Source organism: Agrobacterium sp. 6Ca8, assembly GCF_055382765.1.
The window spans coordinates 1,705,237-1,724,306 of the sequence record NZ_AP026433.1; the positions used below are offsets into that span (position 1 = coordinate 1,705,237).

Sequence of the window (19,070 nt, forward strand, 5' to 3'; positions counted from 1 at the left end):
CTGCCGAACCGGGCGAAAGAAGCTTTACTCCAGCGGCAGCGCCACGACGCGCAGATTGCCCTGTGCATCGGCAACCATCATATGCGCATTCTTGCGACCCTCGGATTTCAGGCCGTTGACACGCACAAGCACGTCGCCCGGAACCTCCATGAAGTCCTGTCCAACCTCGACGATGACATCACCCGCCTTCATGCCCTTCTGTTCGGCAGGCGAACCCTGATCGACGCTAGCGACAAGCACGCCTTCGACGCTTTCGGCAATGCCCTTCTCCGTCCGCAACTCGTTGCTCAGCACTACGAGGTTCATGCCGAGCACGCGCTGCGGCGCTTCGCGCACCTCCGGCGTCTGGTCCTGCGCCTGATCGTCGGAACCGCCCTTGTCATCAGGCACGACCATGCCGCCGTCACCGTCCTCGGCCTGCGGATCGTCGGTTGCGGCCTTTTCATCGGGCGCATCCTGCAACTGGCCAAGCTTTACCTTGACGGTCTCTTCCTTTCCGTCACGGAAGACCACGACATCGACTTCCTTGCCGACCGGGCTTTCCGCCACGATCCTCAAGAGGTCACGCATCTCGTGAATATCCTTGCCGTCGAATTTCAGCACGATATCGCCGGCCTGGATCGGGCCGTTTTCCACCGGGCCACCCTTGGCCACGCCGGAAATCAAGGCACCCTTTCCCGCTTCCATGCCAAGGCTTGCGGCCACGTCGTCGGTAACCGGCTGGACGCGCACGCCGAGCCAGCCACGGCGGGTTTCGCCGAATTGGATGAGCTGCTCAACGATATTCTGGGCGAGTTCCGTCGGAACCGCGAAACCGATACCGATCGAACCGCCGCTCGGCGAAATGATCGCCGTATTGATGCCGATCACCTCACCCTTCATGTTGAAGAGCGGACCGCCGGAATTACCCTTGTTGATTGCCGCATCCGTCTGGATGAAGTTGTCATAGGGGCCGGCATTGATGTTGCGCCCGCGCGCGGAAACGACGCCGACAGTCAGCGATCCACCGAGGCCGAAGGGATTGCCAACGGCCATGACCCAGTCACCGATGCGCATGCTGCGCGAATCGCCGAACTTGACTGCCTTCAGCGGAGCCTTCGGCTCTACCTTCAAAACGGAAAGATCGGTCTTGGTATCAGTGCCGACCAGCGTTGCCTTCAGCTTCGAACCATTCGGGAAAATCACCTCGATGGCGTCTGCGCCCTCAATGACGTGATTGTTGGTGACGATGTAGCCAGCCGGATCGATAACGAAGCCGGATCCCAGCGAACTGACCTTGTCGCCGCCTTCCGGTTTCTGGTTGTCGAAATAATCCTTGAAGAACTCCTGGAAAGGCGAACCTTCCGGCAGTTTCGGCGGCACAGGCCCTTTGCCTTCGGTCTTGACGTTCTGCGACGTCGAAATATTCACCACCGCATCAAGAAGCGGCGCGGCAAGATCGGCGACCGATGCCGGCCCATGGCTCTGCGCCCATGCCGCAACCGGTGCCGAAAGGCTACCCGCCACAAGTGCGAAGCCCGCGACTGCGGCAATGCTGCTGCGAAAAGGCGAAAGAAGGGTCACGGCCATAAGCGTCCTCGCGTTTCAAATCGTCATTCCCTGCATATATCGTCAAAGCATAAGGCGGAATGATGAAGTGTAAAAATACCTTTTCGTGAACAGCACCGGCTGCCTTGCTCACTGCCTACAGCATCGGCGCGAAAACGGATATCCCTTTCCGGGCGCGAGACAACAGGATTTTGCCCCTTTTCGTTTTGCTGCCACCCAGCCATTCACTCAAAAAGAAAGGGCCGGTTAAAACCGGCCCCTCCAAAATCATTCGATCCGTTATCAATTTGCCGGCGGTGCGGCAGGTGCGGCCGGAGCCGTGGATGGAGCACCGTTGATGTCGTTGAAATAACGGAAGAAGGTCGAGTCGGGAGACAGGACCAGCGTCGTGCCGGTTCCAGACAGCGCGCTGGAATAGGCCGCCATGGAACGATAGAACTCGAAGAAGCTCGGGTCGCGCTGGAAGGCTTCGCCGAAGACCCGGTTACGCTCCGCATCGCCTTCACCGCGCAGGACTTCGGACTGACGCTGGGCATCGGATTCGAATTCCACGACCTGACGGTCGGCAATAGCGCGACGACGCTGTGCCGCCTCGTTACCGCGGGCGCGGATCAGTTCGGCTTCGGCCAGACGTTCCGACTTCATACGCTCGAAGGTCTGCTGCGAGACTTCCTGCGTGAGATCGGTGCGGCGGATACGGACATCCACGATGCTGACGCCAAGCGATTCCGCATCGGGGCGCAGATCGTCACGTACTTCCTGCATCATCGATGCACGCGCATCCGAAAGCGCCGATTCGAAGCCGCGAAGACCGTAGACCCGGCGCAACGACGCGTCGAGACGAGTGCGTAGACGCGATTCCGCCGACATCTGGTCACCGGAGACCGTCTGCCGGAAGCGGCGGGCATCCGTGATGCGATAGACCACAAAGGCATCAACCTCGTAGAACTTGCCGCCGGAAACCTGAACACGGATGTTGTCGTGATCGAAGCGCAGCGCCCGGTTCTCGATATATTGCACCCGATCGGCATCCATGAAGGCGAAGGGCAGCTTGAAGTAGAGGCCCGGCGCCGTTTTCACGTCCTGGATCTGACCGAAGCGCACAACGATGGCCTGCTGGCGCTCGGTGACGACGAAGATCGACGAATAGGCCAGGAAAAGCACGGCGGCGAGACCGACGAGAACGGCCGTAAGACGGTTGCTCATATCAGTTGCCTCCCTGCTGTGCCGCGCCCGGATTGCCGCGCATGATCTCGTTCAGAGGCAGATAAGGCACCACACCCTGTTTTTCGTCGATGATGACCTTGTTGGAACCCTTCAGGACCTGTTCCATCGTTTCCAGGAACATGCGCTGGCGGGTCACGTCAGGTGCCGTGCGATATTGATCGTAGATGGAGATGAAGCGCTGTGCCTCACCCTCTGCCTCGTTAACGACACGAGATTTGTAGGCGTTCGCCTCTTCGATGATCTGTGCTGCCTGACCACGTGCGGCACCCAGCTTCTGGTTGGCGTACTGGTTGGCTTCCTGCACGAAGCGGTCCTCGTCCTGCTCGGCACGCTGCACTTCGTCGAAGGCGTCGGCCACTTCGCGCGGCGGCGCCGCGTCTTCGATGGCGACAGCATTGATGGAGATGCCGGCCCCGTATCCGTCCATGGTGGACTGGATGATGGTGCGCACATCCGCCGCAATCGCCTGACGGTTATCACGGAAAATGTCCTGTGCGGGACGGCGGCCGACGATTTCGCGCATCGCGCTTTCGGAAACCTGCTGCAAGGTCTCAGCCGGGCTGTCGACGTTAAACAGGTAGGATTTCGGATCGGAAACCGTATAGAGCACCGAGAACTGCACGTTGACGATGTTCTGGTCACCGGTCAGCATCACGCCGTTCGCGGAGGAAGACGAAGCGCGCGAACCGATATTCTGCTGCTGTTCGGTCACCTTGACGATTTCAACCGTCTCGATCGGCCACAGATGGAAATGCAGGCCGGGCATCGAAATCTCATCCTTCGGACGCCCGAAACGCAGCTCCACGCCGCGCTCGTCCGGCTGGACGGTGTAGATGGACTGAATGCCGAGGAAAACCAGAACGACGAGAGCGACGATCGCAATCGCGCCGCCATTGAAACCGCCCGGCAGGACATTCTTGAAGCGGTCCTGGCTGCGCCGGATGATCTCTTCCAGATCGGGCGGGCCGCCATTGCCGCCGCCACCGCCGCGAGGCCGGTTAGGTCCCTGCCCCCATGGGCCGCCACCGCCGCCCTGGTTGTTTCCGCCACCACCGCCGCCGCCCCAAGGGCCGCCGCCGCCATTCTGATTGCTCCAGGGCATCAATACCTCTTTATAAAAGCCTCTCCCGATCCCGTTCGAAAGCGATTGCTCGCGTGCGGCGGGAATATGGACCCGTTATAAGAAGGAGAAGCGTGCGTTTCAACGCAGAGGTGGTAACTAAATACCCAATCAGGGTAAATAGTTCACTTTGACGCGGCTCTGCGCAAATAAGTGGTGAACAGAACCGGATAATTGTCCTTTTCCCCGGCGGGAACGGCATTTTCCTCGATTTTTTCAAAGACGGCGGGATCGATTTCCGGAAAAAAAGTGTCGCCATCAAGCTTTACGGCCACATGGGTGACGGAAAGTTGATCGGCAAACGGCATGGCCTGACGGTAGATTTCCCCGCCACCGGCCACGAAAACCTCGTCCACACCCAGTTCCGCAGCCTTGCTTTTGCCAAGCGCGAGGGCATCTTCAAGCGATGACACGACATCCACGCCATCAGGCCTGTAATCGGCATTTCGGCTGACGATGATGTGCGGCCGGCCCGGCAAAGGACGCTCGCCCACCGAGAGAAATGTCTTCCTGCCCATGATGAGCGGTTTGCCCATCGTCATCGCCTTGAAGCGCTTGAGGTCAGTGGAAAGCTTCCAAGGCATATCGAGATCGCGGCCGATAACGCCGTTTTCCGACACCGCGACGATGATGGTGATGCGCGGCTCGCTCATACCGCGATCGGTGCCTTGATGGTTGAATCCGCCTCGTAGTTCTCCAGCGTAAAGTCTTCGAACTTAAAGGAGAAGAGGTCTCGTACATCCGGGTTGAGGCGCATCGTCGGCAGGGCCTTGGGGGTCCGCGTCATCTGCAATTTCGCCTGCTCGAAATGGTTGGCGTAGATATGCGCGTCACCAAGCGTATGGACGAAATCGCCGGGCTTCAGCCCCGTGACCTGCGCCACCATCAACGTCAGAAGCGCGTAGGAAGCAATATTGAAAGGCACGCCGAGGAAAATATCGGCCGAGCGCTGGTAAAGCTGGCAGGACAGCTTTCCATCCGAAACATAGAACTGGAACAGGCAATGGCAGGGCGGCAGTGCCATCTCGTCCACCAGCGCCGGGTTCCAGGCCGAAACGATGTGGCGGCGGGAATTGGGATTGGTTTTGAGGGCCTCGATCAAAAGCGCGATCTGGTCGATGTGGCGGCCGTCGGGCGCCGGCCAGGAACGCCACTGTGCTCCGTAAACCGGACCCAGATCACCATTTTCATCGGCCCATTCGTCCCATATGGAAACGCCGTTTTCCTTGAGATAGGCGATATTGGTATCGCCCTTCAGGAACCACAGGAGTTCATGGATGATGGAGCGCAGATGCAGCTTCTTGGTGGTGAGAACCGGAAAACCTTCCGCAAGATCGAAACGCATCTGGTAACCGAAGACCGAACGCGTGCCCGTGCCGGTGCGATCTCCGCGGTCTGAGCCGGTGTCCATCACATGCCGGAGAAGATCGAGATATTGTTTCATGTGTTCTGCCGCCGATTCCCTGATATCAAGGGAATATAATAACACAGGGCGACAGAACCAATCACCAGCGGGTCGCTTATCCCCGCGAAAAAATCAGAGCGACTGGAGTTTGCCCAGTTCCTTGGCCACCAGATAATAAAAGGTCACACGCGACTTGGAGCGGTCTGCGGCCATGGCCTTCGCGGTTGCATCGATCGCCTTGTCGGCGCTGTCATCGGTCACGCCAAGCTTCTTGCCGCACCAGTTCGCCTTCACACGTGCAAGCTCTTCCGGATCGGAAGCGGACACCAGCGATGAATCCCGGTTGCGCAGGGCAATGCCGAGATGTTTGACGATCTTGCCGACAATCGCTTCGTCGGCCGCTGCGTCGTATTTCTTCACATCTGCGAGATAGTCAGTCATGTCCACTCCTTCGTGTGTCCCCGGCCCGGTGTTGCTTGTGGTGACCGGTTGTAGGGAGAATGTGTCAGCAATCCCTCGTCGTCAAGAATTGTCTAAATTGTGGGCGGCAAACACGAAATCTTTTCATGGAATTGTCATCGGCCCCTTTTCTCGGCCAAGGGAAACGCCTATATGAACCTTGCCGGGGCAACCCGGCTATGGCGATAAACGGTCGGTGTAATAAACCTATTGGACCCGGGGGCGGTACCCGGCGCCTCCACCAAAAACCGGCGGCTTTTCAAGATGAAGGCCGGCTTTTGATGGGGGCGAAATAGGATCGACAAGGGCGTAAAGATCGAACTTTTGCTCGGCATGATACCGCCGTTATCGGGTCACAAGTGTAGTTGCAAATGACAACAACGCTAAGGAATACGCTCTCGCTGCCTAATGGCGGTGCGGGAATTCCGCTCTAAAGTCCTCACGGTTAGCCCCGTGAGGCGGGGTTCGGAGGTACCTGGCAACAGAAACCTCCACCTTCTCCATTTTGCCTGAATTGGTTATATGATAGCTGACTTGCACACAGCATCGGCTTTTCCGTTGCTGCCGTTCAGGACATTGCGTATACTTGGGTAATGCGTAGCCGCCAGGATCGAAATTGATCCCGGCTTGCGGATTACGCAAAGATTCAAAGTGTTACAGCGTCCTTGGCGCACTTGGTGCGCAGCGCTTTAAAAGACGTTCGAATAAGGGAAAGACAGGACCGCATGGGGCAGGATCATATCCGTTACGACATTCTCGCACAGGATGCCCTTCGCGGCGTTATTCGCAAAGTTTTGGGTGAAGTGGCCGCAACCGGCCGCCTGCCCGGCGACCACCATTTCTTCATAACATTTCTGACCGGCGCGCCCGGTGTGCGGATTTCGCAGCACCTCAAGTCCAAATATGCCGAGCAGATGACCATCGTCATCCAGCATCAGTTCTGGGACCTGAAGGTGACGGAGATCGGCTTCGAAATCGGCCTGTCCTTCTCGGATACGCCGGAAAAGCTGGTTGTTCCCTATAACGCCATCAGAGGTTTCTACGATCCTTCCGTCAATTTCGAGCTTGAGTTCGATGTGCCCCTGGCAGACGAGGAAGAGCTGGAAGATGCCGAAATCACCGCCTATCCCGTTTCCCATGAGGCAAAGCCGGCTACAACGTCCGAGACACCCAAGTCCGGCGAGGAAAAGAAGGAAGGCTCTGTCGTTTCTCTGGATGCCTTCCGCAAGAAGCAATAACGGCTTTTTGCCCGACCGCGCGAAGCTCAAGGAGACATATCCGCATGGCCGCCGATATCGTCAATCTGCGTCAGTTCCGGAAGCAGAAAGCCCGTAGCGAAAAAGAAAAACAGGCGGATCAGAACCGCCTGTATTTCGGTCGCACCAAAGCGGAAAAAAACCTCACATCGGCCCTAAACGAAAAAGCCGAAAAGGCGCTCGATCAGGGGCGGCTTGAAAAGGACGATGACAGGACCGACAGGGATTGAAGAGCCGGCCTGCCCGGGCAAGCTTTCGGAAGACCGGAAAAAACACCGCTAAACAGAGGCTTGCAGGCACGACATGATTCAGATTCCCAACCGGACCAGCCGGAGAGATTGATCTGATGATCCGCAAGCACTCCACGACATTGCACGGCCACCGCACCAGCATTTCACTCGAGGATGCCTTCTGGGACGAGCTGAAAATCATCGCCGAAAAGCGCAAGATCAGTTTCGCCGCCCTGCTTGCGGAGATAGATGACAACCGGCCAGCCGACAGCAATCTGTCCTCATCCCTTCGGGTCCATGTTCTGAATTGGCTGAAGAGCAGGTGAGCTTGCTGCAAGGTGGCATCGAAAGATGATACTGCAGCGGCGCGCATATGCGCCGGCTCATATCCAGCCATTCTCCGAATACAAACATTCTTGCCGAAAACTCATAATGTCGTGAAAGCATTCATTAAACATTAGCGCGCTAATTTGTACTGCAAGGCGCTTCAGTACTGCGTAGCCTTGCTTCCAGATTTGTATTTCAAGCTTTTCCTCCATCCGCACGCCACGAGGCGACCCATGGTTTCCGCCGCTTCGGGAACGAGCATCGCTGTTTCCGTCCTCTCCTCTTCATCCACCTCGTCTTCAAGCGTTGCCGAACTGAAATCGCAGATTGCCGAAAAGCAGTCAGAACTCGCCCAGACCTCCGAAGCGAAAGCACAGGAAGAACTGAAGAGTACTATTGCATCGCTGCAAGCGCAGCTCGAGGCACTCGAAAACAGCTCCGACAAATCGGCTTCCTCAAGCAACAGCGCGGACAAGTCCAGCCTGTCGGGGGAAAGCAGCAGGATCGGTACCAAGAATTTTGATGCCGACACGCCCTTCGGCGAGCGTGAAGCCTGGATTTAACAGGCTAACGGATAATTTTGGCAAAGTGGTCGAAGCGGCAGCTGTCCGGACCGCGTCAAAATTCGCCCTGAGACACGGGCTCTAACCTCTCCCCAAAAACGCGCCGTCGTCGCAGCAAACTTACGGATTGGCCGGAGCGTTTTCGGGCGCCAGTTGCCTGATCGCATCTTCCGTTGGAGGCACCGTCAGGGCCGGCGTTGATTGCCGCTCGGGAACAGGTTGCTGCTGCTGCTGCTGCTGTTGCTGCAACCGCTCCTGCTGTTCCTTTTCCTGCCGCAGACGCTCCTCTGCCGCCGCCTTAAGGCGCGCCTCCTCTTCGGCCTTGGCCTTGGCTTCCGCCTCCACCCGTTCCTTTTCAGCCTGACGTTCAGCCGCCTGAGAACGATAAAGCGCCGTTTCACGACGCAGGCGCTGCTTTTCGAGAACGCTGGCCTGCATGGCCTCGACGCGACGGCGTTCCTTTTCAAAAGCCCGGAGTGACAGATAATTGCCGAGCGCCGAAACATCGGTCGTCAAAGCCGGTGCGGCGAGCGGACCGTTATAGTTGAGACGCAGCGAGGGTTCGGCGCCAGCAACCACTTCGGTGCCGGGATTGAAGATAAGATCGAGATCGCCATTAACGGTCGATGCTGCAATATCGACCGTCGCATCTCCGGTAAGCGTCACTGGATCGATCCCGGCGCGCAAATTCTGGAAGTGCAGCGCGCCGCCATTCAGGGTGAATGGCAGGGCTACGTTGCCGAGCGGTATTTCGCCCTGCCACAGGCTCTGATCCACCAGCGGCCGAACCTTTGGCGCGTCGATCGGCTGCTGCAAGCCTTCCGCCGCCTGCAGGATCGGCGGAAAGGCGCCGGGATTAAGCCCTTTGAGCACAAGCCCGCTGGCGCGCACTTCCCCCGAGCCACCTGCCGATTTCAAAATTTCACCAACGCTTTTGCCCGTCGATTCGGCGGTCAGATCGATAGCCACCCGGCCCGTCGCGACCGGGCCGTTGGCATTCGCCCACAATATCGACTCGGGATTGGCGTCGTTCACCGCAATCTTGGTGCGGAAAATGCCCGCTCCCTCGCCTGTGGACATGGCAAGCCGCCCGGTCAGCTTTCCGCCCATGAAGGTGCCGGCGATATCATCAAGCGCGAGATTGCCATCATCATGCGTGACCTTGGTCGACAGACCCGTGACCGTGCCGAAGGGACCGGCCTCGAAACTCTCCGCTTTCAGCGACAGCGCGGCCTTGAGTTGCGGGAAAGCCGGCATGGCCAGCGGCTTGGCGTTGAGCGTGCCCGTCTCCGGGTCGATCACCGGTCCGTAGATCGCATCTCCGAGCCAGGCAAGATCGACGGTCCGAAGGGCAAGATCACCGGTGACGGAATGGGGGGCCGCGCGCTGGAACGCCAGACTGCCCGAGAAGGGGTTGCCGCCCGCCTGCCCGCCGAGGGCGGAAAACGCAATCTTCTGCGCATCCACCGCCATTTTTCCGTTCGCCTTCAGCGCCATGCCACCACCAAGCTGCGGCAGGCCAACCGCGTTCATGATGAGATAGGGCTCGATATCAGCGCTTTCGAGCGCCAGATCCGCACTACCCTCGCCGAAATTGGCGGCGGCAACGGCAAAGGATCCGATCATCGAGAAATGCGTGCGCTCCGTCGAGAAACGGATATCGGTCTGGACGGGAGAACCGAGCGTGCCGTTGAGCTTCACGGAAAGCAGCCCTTCGCCGTCGGCATCGAACGGCAGGGGATCAAGCCCTGCCTGCCCGAACAGGATCGCCGTCGACTGGTTTTTCAAAACCCCTTCCAGCGACATCGCCGTATCATCGGTGATGGACAGGAAATCCGGCATCTTAGCCACGGCAGACAGACGGCTGCCGTTGACTGTGCCGGAAACGGCGACATTGGCGCCGCCATTTTCGCTGTTGACCGAAACATCCATGGCAAGGTCGGAATTGGCGTACCACGGCGAACTCGCCGCCAGACGGCTGAGGAACGGATGACCAGGCAATTTCTGCTGCAGCATGGCGAAGAACGGCTGCATGTCTGTCGCATGCAGGTTCACCGTGCCCTTGCCCGCATATTTCAGCAACGACCCCTGCAACTGCCCTTTCGCCTTGACTTCGGCACCGGCGATATCGCCAGCCGTCATCTTTTCAAGCGAGAGAACGCCGCCCGCCATGGTGAAGGCGGTTTCCACATGATTTGCAGTCACACCGGCCATGTTGAACCGGTCGGCCTTGAACTTGGCGTCGATGCGATGGTCGAGAACAGAACTTCCGACCTGATCGCCGAGCGCCAGGCTACCAAGCGCCTTCAGGGCGTCGAGATCGATCTCGTTACCGGCAAGATCGATCGAAAGATTGGAGGCCTTGCCGTCAGAGCGCCGTTCCAGCTTCCCCTTCAGAGAGGCGTCGCCAATGGCAAGCTCGAGATTGTCGAAACGCTGGTTCAGCGTGGTCAGCGAGACGTCGGCGGAAAAACCGGCTGCATTGAGCTGGCGGATCGCCGGATCGACAGAACCGGAAAGCCAGTTTGCCAGCCCGGATGGCTGGTTGGAGGCAACGAGCAGATTGCCGTTGAAAGCGGGACCATCCAGCAGCGTCAGGGAACCTTTGGCTTCCAGCTGCGTCCTGCCAGGCAGCGTTGCCACGGCGTTAACCACCTGCCAGCCGCTGCCATCAGGGCGCACGTCCAGCCGGATGTCACGAATTGTCGTGTCGTCGGAAACCAGCGCCGGTAGGCTGATGCTGGCCTTGCCCGGCACCGGCGGAACCGGAATGCGGGCGACCATGGCGGCAAATGCCTCGATGCGCTGGCGCACGGAGGCGGTGGGCTGCCGCGAGGTCTTGCCGGTCTGCACGACGGGCGGTGCGAAACGATTGACGTCAATCTGCTGGCCATCCGCCGTCAGCAGGAATTCCGGCTTGGCCCCGGTATCCAGCGTTGCCTCGCCGGTCACGACGTAAGGATTTTCGTTGCCGCCGAGCTCCATGCGGTAGCTCGGTATGCGCACGCTTTCATTCGTCAGTTCGAAGCTGCCGCGGGTGCGCGGCGACGAGAACAGCGATTGCCCGGCCTGCTGCTTCTGTTTTTGGTCTTCACGGAAACTGAAGGCGAAGGAACCGCTATAGGCGGGTTTTCCCGCAGTCGCGGCAATCGCACCGTCCAGATCGACCTCGACCGGATGTTCATCCGGCACCACGCGAATCCGCAGGCCCATGCGCCCGTTGGTATAATCCGGCTCACTGCTGGACAGCGAGAACGAGCCTGGATGCCCGTCAACGGCAGCGCGCCCTTCCGCCTTCCATGGTCCGGCCAGCGAATTGGCGGACATGTCGGCGTTAAGACCCGTCACAACACGGTTGCGGCCGGATTGCTCATCGATGAATTCGATCTGCCCGCCTTCGATCTGCACACTTTCCAGAACCACGGTGCGGGCTGGAATTTCCGCCCGGCTGCCGCGCATCCAGTCCAGAGTGCCGTCTTTCAAAAGCCGGATCTTTGCCTTGGGTTCCTCGATGCGCATGTCGAAGATACGCGCTTCACCGGAAAGGAAAGGCGCCAGCTCGGCATCCATGGAAAAACGCGCCACCTGAATGAGCGGCGATCCGTCCGCATCCGTTCCGGCGCGCACGTCATGCAGCGTCACCGAAGGGAAAGGGAGAAGCCGGGCTTCGACGCGACCGTGCACCACCACCTTCTTGCCCAGAATGCGGCTTGCCTGATCTTCGAAATCGCGGCGGAAATCCGTCCAGTCAACGAAATAGGGAATGAGCAGCGCTGAAAACAGCACCACGGCCAGCAGTCCGCCCAGAAAAACCAGAATACGCCCGAGCACTGAACTGCTTCTCCCTTCGCGAACGCTGCAAACCTATTCTTATTTGCCTTAACGGCAAGCAGCCTTTTGTACCAATCAATTGTGAGAATGATCAGACAAGACGGAACAGTTTGCCTGGATTGAAGATGTTATCGGGGTCGAGCGACGTTTTGATGGCGCGCATCACATCCAGCGCATTTCCCGCTTCTTCGGCCAGAAAACTCATCTTGCCCTGGCCGATGCCGTGTTCTCCGGTGCAGGTGCCGTCCATGGCGATAGCCCGGCGATTGAGACGCGCAACGAAAGCTTCGGTTTTGGCGACACTTTCGGCATCCTTGCCATCGAACAGGATGAGTACATGGAAATTGCCGTCGCCGGCATGGCCGACGATCGGAGCCAGAAAGCCGTTTTCCTTGATATCCCGTTGCGTTTCCACCACGCAGTCCGCCAGCCGCGAAATCGGCACGCAGACATCGGTGGACAAACCGTCGAGATGCGGCGCGAGCGCCCGCGAGGCCCAATAAGCGTCATGCCGGGCCTTCCACAGCTTGTTGCGCTCGGCCGCATCGCTGGTCCAGCGGAAATCGACGCTGCCGCATTCCGCCGCGATCTCTGCAAATTGCTGCGATTGCAGGGCCGCCGTCTCTTCGGTGCCGTGGAACTCCACGAACAGCGTCGGTTTTTCCGCGTAGTTCAGGCCCGAATAGGCATTGCAGGCCCGCACCTGTACTTCATCAAGCAGTTCGATGCGCGCAACCGGAACACCCATCTGGATCGTCATGATAACGGCGTCACAGGCCGCCTGAATACTGTCGAAGGTGCAGACGCCACCGGCGATCTTTTCCGGGATGCCCTGCAACCGCAGCGTAACCGAGGTCAGAACCCCAAGCGTGCCCTCGGCGCCGACGAAAAGCCGCGTCAGATCGTAACCGGCCGACGACTTGCGGGCACGGCGAGCAGTGCGGATTTCCTCACCATTGGCAACAACGGCGGTAACGGCCAGCACATTGTCCTTCATCGTGCCGTAACGCACGGCATTGGTGCCCGACGCCCGCGTCGAGGCCATGCCGCCGATAGAGGCATTGGCACCCGGATCGATCGGAAAGAACAGGCCGGTATCACGCAGATAGACGTTAAGGTCCTCGCGCGTCACACCCGGCTCCACCGTCACGTCAAGATCTTCGGCGTTTACCTCAATGATGCGATTCATCCGGCTGAAATCGATGCATATTCCGCCATCAGGCGCATTGACCTGCCCTTCCAGTGAAGAGCCAGTTCCGAAGGGAATGACCGGCACCTTATACTGCGCACAAGCCTTCACCACAGCTTTCACATCATCTGCGTTTTCGGCAAAGACGACACCATCAGGCGCCTGCAAGGTCAGATAGGTGGTGGTATGGCCGTGCTGCTCGCGAAACGCCTGCCCAGTCTGTAGCTTGTCACCGAGCTGCTGCTTCAGCGCTGCAAGCACCGACGCGATGCCTTCCTCGTTGCGTTTTCCCGCAACCACATCTTTCAGCGCCATCGTCCATCTCCACCGCAAGATACCGCCGTAACGGACTCGATCCGTTACGAAATTCCGTTGGGTGGTATGGGATAAGGTTAAGGCTTTGTCCAGCCGGTCAGCCGCCCGAACGGTAGGAACAACCTCCTCTCACATGGCCTTCCGCATGCACATACTGCCAGCCCTGAGCAAGCTCCAGCTTGTATACACCTTATACGTGAATTTCTTCATTGATGCTCATAAATGCATATAAATTACAACCGGAATGCGGAGCCGGGCTAGAAACGGGTCCGTATTCAAACATCAAGGTTTCAACATGACTACAATTATAAGTCAGCCCTTTGCAGGATCGAATTATTTTCGACTGCTGACCGAAAACATTCCCGAAAAAAACCTAGCAAGTAGCCCTTCCGGCGCCACGAATGGTGTTGATCCTCTGACCGCACTGCTTGCCTCCAGCGCGGACGACGAAACGGGCGACCTTACCTACGACATGAGAGGCAGGATCGACGGGATGTCGGAGAAAGGTGCCGACGATGTTGACAAAGCAAAGAACAGCTCAGGCCCAGAGATGGCTATAGACTGGGCAGCAGAAGTTATTCGAACCACCAGCCTCAATGTTTCATCGGCCTCCAGCACTCGGGATTTGTTGGGGGAGGAATTGCGGTTCGGCCGGGCCATGCATACCCCAGGTGTACGGCCTGAAGACATTGTTCGCAATTTCGTTCCCGAGGGCATGACGAAAGAAAGCGTGTATGACCTAACACCGGAGGCATATCAGGCTGAGCTAAGTAAAGCATACCACAATGCTTCCGTGCGAGAACAGAGAGAGAGTTGGGCACTCGCTGGTATCGACTATGATACCTACTGGGCTAATTTTGATAGCCCCGGCTATGCCGCCATGGGCATTCCGGGGAGCATACAGTCCTTACAGAATGCGATCGATTTTTATAACAGCACACACAAAATCGAAGCCAAAGGAGTCGATCCGAAAACCCTGACCGAGAAACAGCGGGTAGTTCTTAAAATGTTCGAAGACACCAATAACTACTGGAAAAAGCGCGCCAAAGATCAACTCGACCAGACGATTTCCAGCCTGTTCAATAGTTATGACAGAACAGGAAACCTGATTGAGACGGACGCGAACGGCAGGGTAAGCGTTGGAACCTTTGAACTATCGTATAAAGGCGTCCAGATTTATAGCCCGAACAGGAGTTAATCAGCTGCCACGATCTGCTTAGCGCGTCGCGCTCTCGGGCTTGCCCATAAATTTTTATTCCGCCGCAAGCAGCTGCTTGTCCTCCTCCAGCGCCTTCCGACGCGCGGCAAGTTCCAGTTCGCGGTGGAGGCGGATTTCCTCATCGGCTTGCGGTTTGGCGAAACGGGCAATCAGCAGGTAGGAGACCGGGGTGATGTAAAGCGTCACCAGCGTCGCAAAACCCAGACCGCCGACGATGACCCAGCCGAGCGCGATGCGTGCTTCAGCCCCTGCTCCCTGCGCCAGCACCAGCGGCACGCCGCCCAAAATGGTCGCGACCATTGTCATCATCACCGGACGCAGGCGGATGCTGGTGGCTTTTTCGATGGCTTCGCGCACGGTGGCGCCCTGGTCACGCAGATGGTTGGCGAATTCCACGATGAGAATGCCGTTCTTCGCCATCACGCCCACCAGAAGCACAAGCCCGATCTGGCTATAGACATTGAGGCTCGATCCGGTGACGAGCAGCGCGATGACGGCGCAGGCAAGACCGAGCGGCACCGTCGACATGATGATGATCGAACTCAGGACACTTTCGAACTGCGCGGCTAGGACCAGGAAGATGATGGCGATGGCAAAACCGAAGGTCAGCAGCATGCCGCTCGAATTTTCCTCAAGCGTCGCCGCCTCGCCGAGCGGCAAAAGGCGGGCGCCGGGCGGCAGGAGGGATTGTGAGAGCTCGTTCACCTTTTCCAAAGCCTGACCGAGCGAAACGCCGTCCTTGAGATTGGCGGTAAAGCCGACGGAGGGAAGTTGCTGCTCGCGGTTTAGCTGCGGCGCCACCGCATTTTCCTTCAGGGTGGCAATGACCGACATCGGCACGATCTTGCCGTCACCCGTTTTCAGGAAGACGTTTTCGAGATCGGTCGGGTCGTTGATCGGCCGGGTGGAGGACAGCAGCCGGACCGGGATTGCATCCCCATCCACGAAGACGTCGACAACCGAACGTCCTTCCAGCAGCGATTGCATGGCGCGTGACAGGCCGGTGATATCAATGCCGAGATCGGAGGCGCGCTCACGGTCGATGGAGACGGATAGCTGCGCCTGGTTGGGCTCATTGTCCAAACGCGGCGTTTCGAACAGGCCGCTTTCCTCCATGGAAAGCAGTAGTTTCTGCGTCGCAGCCGTCAGTGCCTGATAATTGCTGCCGACCATTGCCACCTGCAGGCCGTTGCCCGCACCGCGAATGCGCAGGCTGTTCGGCTGCATGGCGTTGCCGCGCAGCGCCGGCACCTTGTTGGCGGCAGCGGTAACATCGGCGGCAATCTGGTTCTGCGTGCGGTCGCGATCAGCCCACGGCGCCAGCGTCAGCACCAGAAAACCGGTGTTCGAGGAACCGTTCATACCGGTGATGGAGTAAATATTGCGGATTTCACCGCTATCGCGCAGTGGCTGGAGATTTTCCTCGATCCGCTGCAACTGGTCGCGCGTATAGTCGAGGCTGACACCCTGCGGCGCCGTCACACGCATCATCACCGAGGCGCGGTCCTCGCGCGGCGTCAGTTCGTTCTGGATCATGCCGAAGGCAATCCAAGACAGGCCCGAAAAGACGAGCGCAACGATGATGACGATGAGCGGGTTGTTGAGGCAGGCGGAAAGCGTCTTCTTGTAGGTGGAGGCAAAGACATTGCCGAACCACGCCAGCGGTCCCGTGGGTTCCTTCAATCCGTCTTTCAGCATCCGCGAAGCGAGCATCGGACAAAGCGTCAGAGCCACGATGGAGGAAAGACCGACAGCAAAGGCGAGAACGAAACCGAATTCACGGAAAAGGCCACCCAGCTGGCCCGGCAGGAAGGAGAGCGGAATGAACACTGCGGCAAGGGTCGCCGTCGTCGCAATCACTGCGAAGAACACTTCCTGCGTGCCGAGAACAGCGGCAGCGCGCGGCCCCATGCCCTCCGCACGGCGGCGTACGATATTCTCCAGCACCACGATCGCATCATCGACCACCAGACCCGTCGCCAGAACGATGGCGAGCAGCGTAAGGATGTTGATCGAGAATCCGACCATGTAGATGGCGATGATCGTGCCGATCAAAGCCACCGGCATGGTGATCGCCGGAATGAGGGTTGCCCGCCAGTCACGCAGGAACAGGTAGAGCACCACAACAACGATGAGCGCGGAAAGACCAAGCGCCAGTTCCACCTCGTGCAACGCGCCTTCAATGAAGACGGCGTCGTCACTGGTCACCACGATGCGCGTACCCTGCGGCAGGTTGGCCGACATGGCCTCGACGGCAGCCTTCACGCCGGTGGAGATATTCAGCGTATTGGACTGCGCCTGCCGGATGACGCCGAGACCCACGCCCTGCACACCATTGGACCGCAGCGAGGTGGATTCGTCATCCGCACCCAGCATCACGGTTGCCACATCGCGCAGGCGGATATTGTCCTTGATCAGAAGGTTGGAAAAATCCTCAGGCTTCGTGAGGCTCGCGGTCGCGCGCACGACGATGTCCTGCGTCGAACTTTTCAGCGATCCCGCCGGCACATCCAGCGCGGCACTGGCCAGCGCGGTGGAAATATCCGTCACCGTCAGACCACGGCTGGCAAGTGCGGCCTGATTGAGATCGACACGGAAGACTTTTTCCTGATCGCCGTAAAGCTCCACATCCGCCACGCCATCGACGGCGGCAAGGCGGTCGATGACTTCGTCATCCACCAGCTTGGTCAGATCTTCCATGCTGAGCGTAGACGAAGTGACGGCAAGACGCATGATCGGCTGGCTGTCGGAATCCGCCTTGATGATCTGCGGCTCGTCAGCATCGTCTGGCAACTGGTTGGTTACGCGGCCAATGGCATCGCGAACATCGTTTGCGGCAACGGCCATATCGACATTGTCGCCGAATTCCATCGTTACGCGGCTGGTGCCGAATTGCGAATTGGAGGAGATGGACTTGACGCCACTGACGCGCGCAACAGCCCCCTCAATGGTCTGCGTCACTTCCTGATCGATGGTTTCGGGCGCCGCACCTTCATAGGTCGTCCTGACGCTGATGGACGGCCGGTCCACATCCGGCAACTCGCGCACCTCAACGCCAACCAGCGCGGCAAGGCCGGCAACCACAAGCAACGTATTGAGAACCGCTGCCAGAATGGGCCGGCGAACGAACAGTGCGGTGAAGGCGAGCTTGGAATCCTGACCCGAAGGCGACTGAGTCGTCATTGGCTGGCAACCTCCTCGGGCTTCGGCTGGCTTGCGACACGGACGGCACCCCCCTCCCGCACCCGCTGCAATCCTTCGGTCACGACCTGATCGCCTTCCGCCAGTTCCGCTTTCACGAGAACGGCGTCGGGGTTACGCTGCACGATCTGCACCCGCACCTTGGCCGATTTATTGTCGGTCACGCGCCAGACATAGGAACCTTCGGCATCCCACTGCACGGCAAGCGGATCGACGGAGGCATAGGTCTCTCCGGCAAAACGCATGGTGACGCCAAAGGACATACCGGCCCGAAGCTCATCCTTGTCGTTAGCAAACCGTGCCCGGATGCGGATGGTACGGCTTGCGGCGTCGACACGGTTGTCGACGGCCTCGACCTCACCTTTGAACGTCTCGCCGGGGCGTGAAATCGAGGTGGCCTCTACAGGCATTCCGACGGTAATTGCAGTTACGAACCGTTCCGGCGCCCAGAAATTGACCAGAATTTGAGAACGGTCATCAATGCCGACGATCGTTGATTGCGTGGTGACATTGTCGCCGATATTGGCGGCCACGATCCCGACAACACCCTCAATCGGTGCGACGATGTCGCGGCGCCTGAGGTTCAGCTCGGCGGTGCTCAGTGCAAGCTTGGCGGCTTCCTCGGCAATCTGCGCATCCAGCACATCAAGGCGGGATACGGATTTCAGGTTACTGTAGGAACTCGATTTTTCGACGGCGCTGCGTAGCGCAACCTGCGCCTTGTCCCGCTCGATCACCTGCTCCTCGTCATCGAGCCGCGCGAGCACCTGCCCCTTTACGACGCGGGCGCCGGATGAAATGCGGATTTCCGAAAGCGTGCCTGATGTCTGCGGCATGACGACGACCGACTGGATGGCCTCGCCACTGCCGATGGCGTTCAGCCTGTCATTGACCGTGCCCTGCTTGACCGGGGCCATCGCCACCAGGGTCGCATTGCCATCGCGGCGTGCAGCGCCGGCATTTTGGCCGGATGACGAACCGGGTGTTCTGGCACCGGATGCGGCAACCTCGACCGCGCCAACAGGTGTTTTGCCGATGCCGATACCCGCGAGCAGATTCCGCGCTTCGGGTGAATAAAACCCCCAAAGACAGAGTCCTGCTCCCGCCACAGCAAGACAGACACCCACCTGTTTCCACACCCGCATACAATTCTCCGATTATCCGCACAGCATAAACCCGC

General features: G+C 58.8%; 15 protein-coding genes and 1 other RNA gene. 6 read left to right on the top strand and 10 right to left on the bottom strand.

Annotated elements, in window-relative coordinates:
• Window positions 1-24 precede the first annotated feature (24 nt).
• The 6 genes from ACZ5A6_RS08615 to ACZ5A6_RS08640 form a co-directional block, all read right to left on the bottom strand.
• Window positions 25-1,569, bottom strand: a complete 1,545-nt coding sequence (locus ACZ5A6_RS08615) for a Do family serine endopeptidase (protein ID WP_174061068.1) — start codon at window positions 1,567-1,569, stop codon at window positions 25-27.
• Window positions 1,570-1,830: 261 nt separating this feature from the next.
• Window positions 1,831-2,754: a protease modulator HflC gene (hflC, locus tag ACZ5A6_RS08620; RefSeq protein ID WP_003513118.1), complete on the bottom strand. Its 924-nt coding sequence runs from the start codon at window positions 2,752-2,754 to the stop codon at window positions 1,831-1,833.
• Window position 2,755: 1 nt separating this feature from the next.
• Window positions 2,756-3,877 carry an FtsH protease activity modulator HflK gene (gene hflK, locus ACZ5A6_RS08625; protein ID WP_003513120.1) on the bottom strand — a complete coding sequence of 374 codons (1,122 nt, stop codon included), beginning with the start codon at window positions 3,875-3,877 and terminating at the stop codon, window positions 2,756-2,758.
• A gap of 143 nt (window positions 3,878-4,020) precedes the next feature.
• Complete coding sequence (locus ACZ5A6_RS08630; protein ID WP_019565314.1) at window positions 4,021-4,548, bottom strand: dihydrofolate reductase; 528 nt, start codon at window positions 4,546-4,548, stop codon at window positions 4,021-4,023.
• Window positions 4,545-5,339, bottom strand: a complete 795-nt coding sequence (locus ACZ5A6_RS08635) for a thymidylate synthase (protein WP_013636479.1) — start codon at window positions 5,337-5,339, stop codon at window positions 4,545-4,547. Before ACZ5A6_RS08635 ends, ACZ5A6_RS08630 begins: the two co-directional genes overlap by 4 nt.
• 93 nt (window positions 5,340-5,432) lie before the next feature.
• On the bottom strand, window positions 5,433-5,741 hold the full coding sequence (locus ACZ5A6_RS08640; RefSeq protein WP_003513125.1) for a DUF2853 family protein: 309 nt from the start codon (window positions 5,739-5,741) through the stop codon (window positions 5,433-5,435).
• A gap of 141 nt (window positions 5,742-5,882) precedes the next feature.
• On the opposite strand from ACZ5A6_RS08640, the gene ssrA reads away from it, so the two are divergent.
• The 5 genes from ssrA to ACZ5A6_RS08665 all read left to right on the top strand — a co-directional run bounded on the left by ssrA (window position 5,883) and on the right by ACZ5A6_RS08665 (window position 8,135).
• Window positions 5,883-6,255, top strand: a transfer-messenger RNA (tmRNA) gene (ssrA, locus tag ACZ5A6_RS08645).
• Between the two features lie 229 nt (window positions 6,256-6,484).
• Entirely contained in the window at window positions 6,485-6,997 is a 513-nt protein-coding gene (locus ACZ5A6_RS08650) for an SspB family protein (RefSeq protein WP_141193291.1), read from the top strand.
• A 44-nt stretch (window positions 6,998-7,041) separates the two neighbouring features.
• Window positions 7,042-7,245, top strand: a complete 204-nt coding sequence (locus tag ACZ5A6_RS08655; protein WP_038491548.1) for a DUF4169 family protein — start codon at window positions 7,042-7,044, stop codon at window positions 7,243-7,245.
• A gap of 116 nt (window positions 7,246-7,361) precedes the next feature.
• On the top strand, window positions 7,362-7,571 hold the full coding sequence (locus tag ACZ5A6_RS08660) for a ribbon-helix-helix domain-containing protein (RefSeq protein WP_003513131.1): 210 nt from the start codon (window positions 7,362-7,364) through the stop codon (window positions 7,569-7,571).
• 234 nt (window positions 7,572-7,805) lie between these two features.
• Window positions 7,806-8,135 carry a hypothetical protein gene (locus ACZ5A6_RS08665; RefSeq protein WP_141193292.1) on the top strand — a complete coding sequence of 110 codons (330 nt, stop codon included), beginning with the start codon at window positions 7,806-7,808 and terminating at the stop codon, window positions 8,133-8,135.
• A 120-nt stretch (window positions 8,136-8,255) separates the two neighbouring features.
• Here ACZ5A6_RS08665 and ACZ5A6_RS08670 read toward each other — a convergent pair whose 3' ends face one another.
• Both ACZ5A6_RS08670 and ACZ5A6_RS08675 read right to left on the bottom strand, forming a co-directional pair.
• Complete coding sequence (locus ACZ5A6_RS08670) at window positions 8,256-11,966, bottom strand: AsmA family protein (RefSeq protein WP_174061067.1); 3,711 nt, start codon at window positions 11,964-11,966, stop codon at window positions 8,256-8,258.
• Between the two features lie 91 nt (window positions 11,967-12,057).
• Window positions 12,058-13,470 carry an FAD-binding oxidoreductase gene (locus ACZ5A6_RS08675; protein WP_065659209.1) on the bottom strand — a complete coding sequence of 471 codons (1,413 nt, stop codon included), beginning with the start codon at window positions 13,468-13,470 and terminating at the stop codon, window positions 12,058-12,060.
• Window positions 13,471-13,765: 295 nt separating this feature from the next.
• On the opposite strand from ACZ5A6_RS08675, the gene ACZ5A6_RS08680 reads away from it, so the two are divergent.
• On the top strand, window positions 13,766-14,668 hold the full coding sequence (locus ACZ5A6_RS08680; RefSeq protein WP_174061066.1) for a hypothetical protein: 903 nt from the start codon (window positions 13,766-13,768) through the stop codon (window positions 14,666-14,668).
• A 54-nt stretch (window positions 14,669-14,722) separates the two neighbouring features.
• Here the strand turns inward: ACZ5A6_RS08680 and ACZ5A6_RS08685 are convergent, their stop codons facing one another.
• Both ACZ5A6_RS08685 and ACZ5A6_RS08690 read right to left on the bottom strand, forming a co-directional pair.
• A complete protein-coding gene (locus tag ACZ5A6_RS08685) occupies window positions 14,723-17,872 on the bottom strand; it encodes an efflux RND transporter permease subunit (protein ID WP_174061065.1) in 3,150 nt (1,049 codons plus the stop codon).
• Window positions 17,869-19,035 (bottom strand): efflux RND transporter periplasmic adaptor subunit, encoded by a 1,167-nt coding sequence (locus ACZ5A6_RS08690; protein WP_065659206.1) that lies wholly within the window; start codon window positions 19,033-19,035, stop codon window positions 17,869-17,871. The genes ACZ5A6_RS08685 and ACZ5A6_RS08690 overlap by 4 nt, the downstream gene beginning before the upstream one ends.
• Window positions 19,036-19,070: the final 35 nt, after the last annotated feature.

Bases quoted from the DNA above. Each gene is read 5' to 3' on its own strand.
- ACZ5A6_RS08665 (WP_141193292.1), top strand. From the start codon at position 7,806: ATGGTTTCCGCCGCTTCGGGAACGAGCATCGCTGTTTCCGTCCTCTCC.
- ACZ5A6_RS08690 (WP_065659206.1), bottom strand. From the start codon at position 19,035: ATGCGGGTGTGGAAACAGGTGGGTGTCTGTCTTGCTGTGGCGGGAGCA.
- ACZ5A6_RS08685 (WP_174061065.1), bottom strand. From the start codon at position 17,872: ATGACGACTCAGTCGCCTTCGGGTCAGGATTCCAAGCTCGCCTTCACC.
- ACZ5A6_RS08680 (WP_174061066.1), top strand. From the start codon at position 13,766: ATGACTACAATTATAAGTCAGCCCTTTGCAGGATCGAATTATTTTCGA.
- ACZ5A6_RS08675 (WP_065659209.1), bottom strand. From the start codon at position 13,470: ATGGCGCTGAAAGATGTGGTTGCGGGAAAACGCAACGAGGAAGGCATC.
- ACZ5A6_RS08650 (WP_141193291.1), top strand. From the start codon at position 6,485: ATGGGGCAGGATCATATCCGTTACGACATTCTCGCACAGGATGCCCTT.
- ACZ5A6_RS08660 (WP_003513131.1), top strand. From the start codon at position 7,362: ATGATCCGCAAGCACTCCACGACATTGCACGGCCACCGCACCAGCATT.
- ACZ5A6_RS08655 (WP_038491548.1), top strand. From the start codon at position 7,042: ATGGCCGCCGATATCGTCAATCTGCGTCAGTTCCGGAAGCAGAAAGCC.
- ACZ5A6_RS08615 (WP_174061068.1), bottom strand. From the start codon at position 1,569: ATGGCCGTGACCCTTCTTTCGCCTTTTCGCAGCAGCATTGCCGCAGTC.
- ACZ5A6_RS08635 (WP_013636479.1), bottom strand. From the start codon at position 5,339: ATGAAACAATATCTCGATCTTCTCCGGCATGTGATGGACACCGGCTCA.
- ACZ5A6_RS08640 (WP_003513125.1), bottom strand. From the start codon at position 5,741: ATGACTGACTATCTCGCAGATGTGAAGAAATACGACGCAGCGGCCGAC.
- hflC (WP_003513118.1), bottom strand. From the start codon at position 2,754: ATGAGCAACCGTCTTACGGCCGTTCTCGTCGGTCTCGCCGCCGTGCTT.
- ACZ5A6_RS08630 (WP_019565314.1), bottom strand. From the start codon at position 4,548: ATGAGCGAGCCGCGCATCACCATCATCGTCGCGGTGTCGGAAAACGGC.
- hflK (WP_003513120.1), bottom strand. From the start codon at position 3,877: ATGCCCTGGAGCAATCAGAATGGCGGCGGCGGCCCTTGGGGCGGCGGC.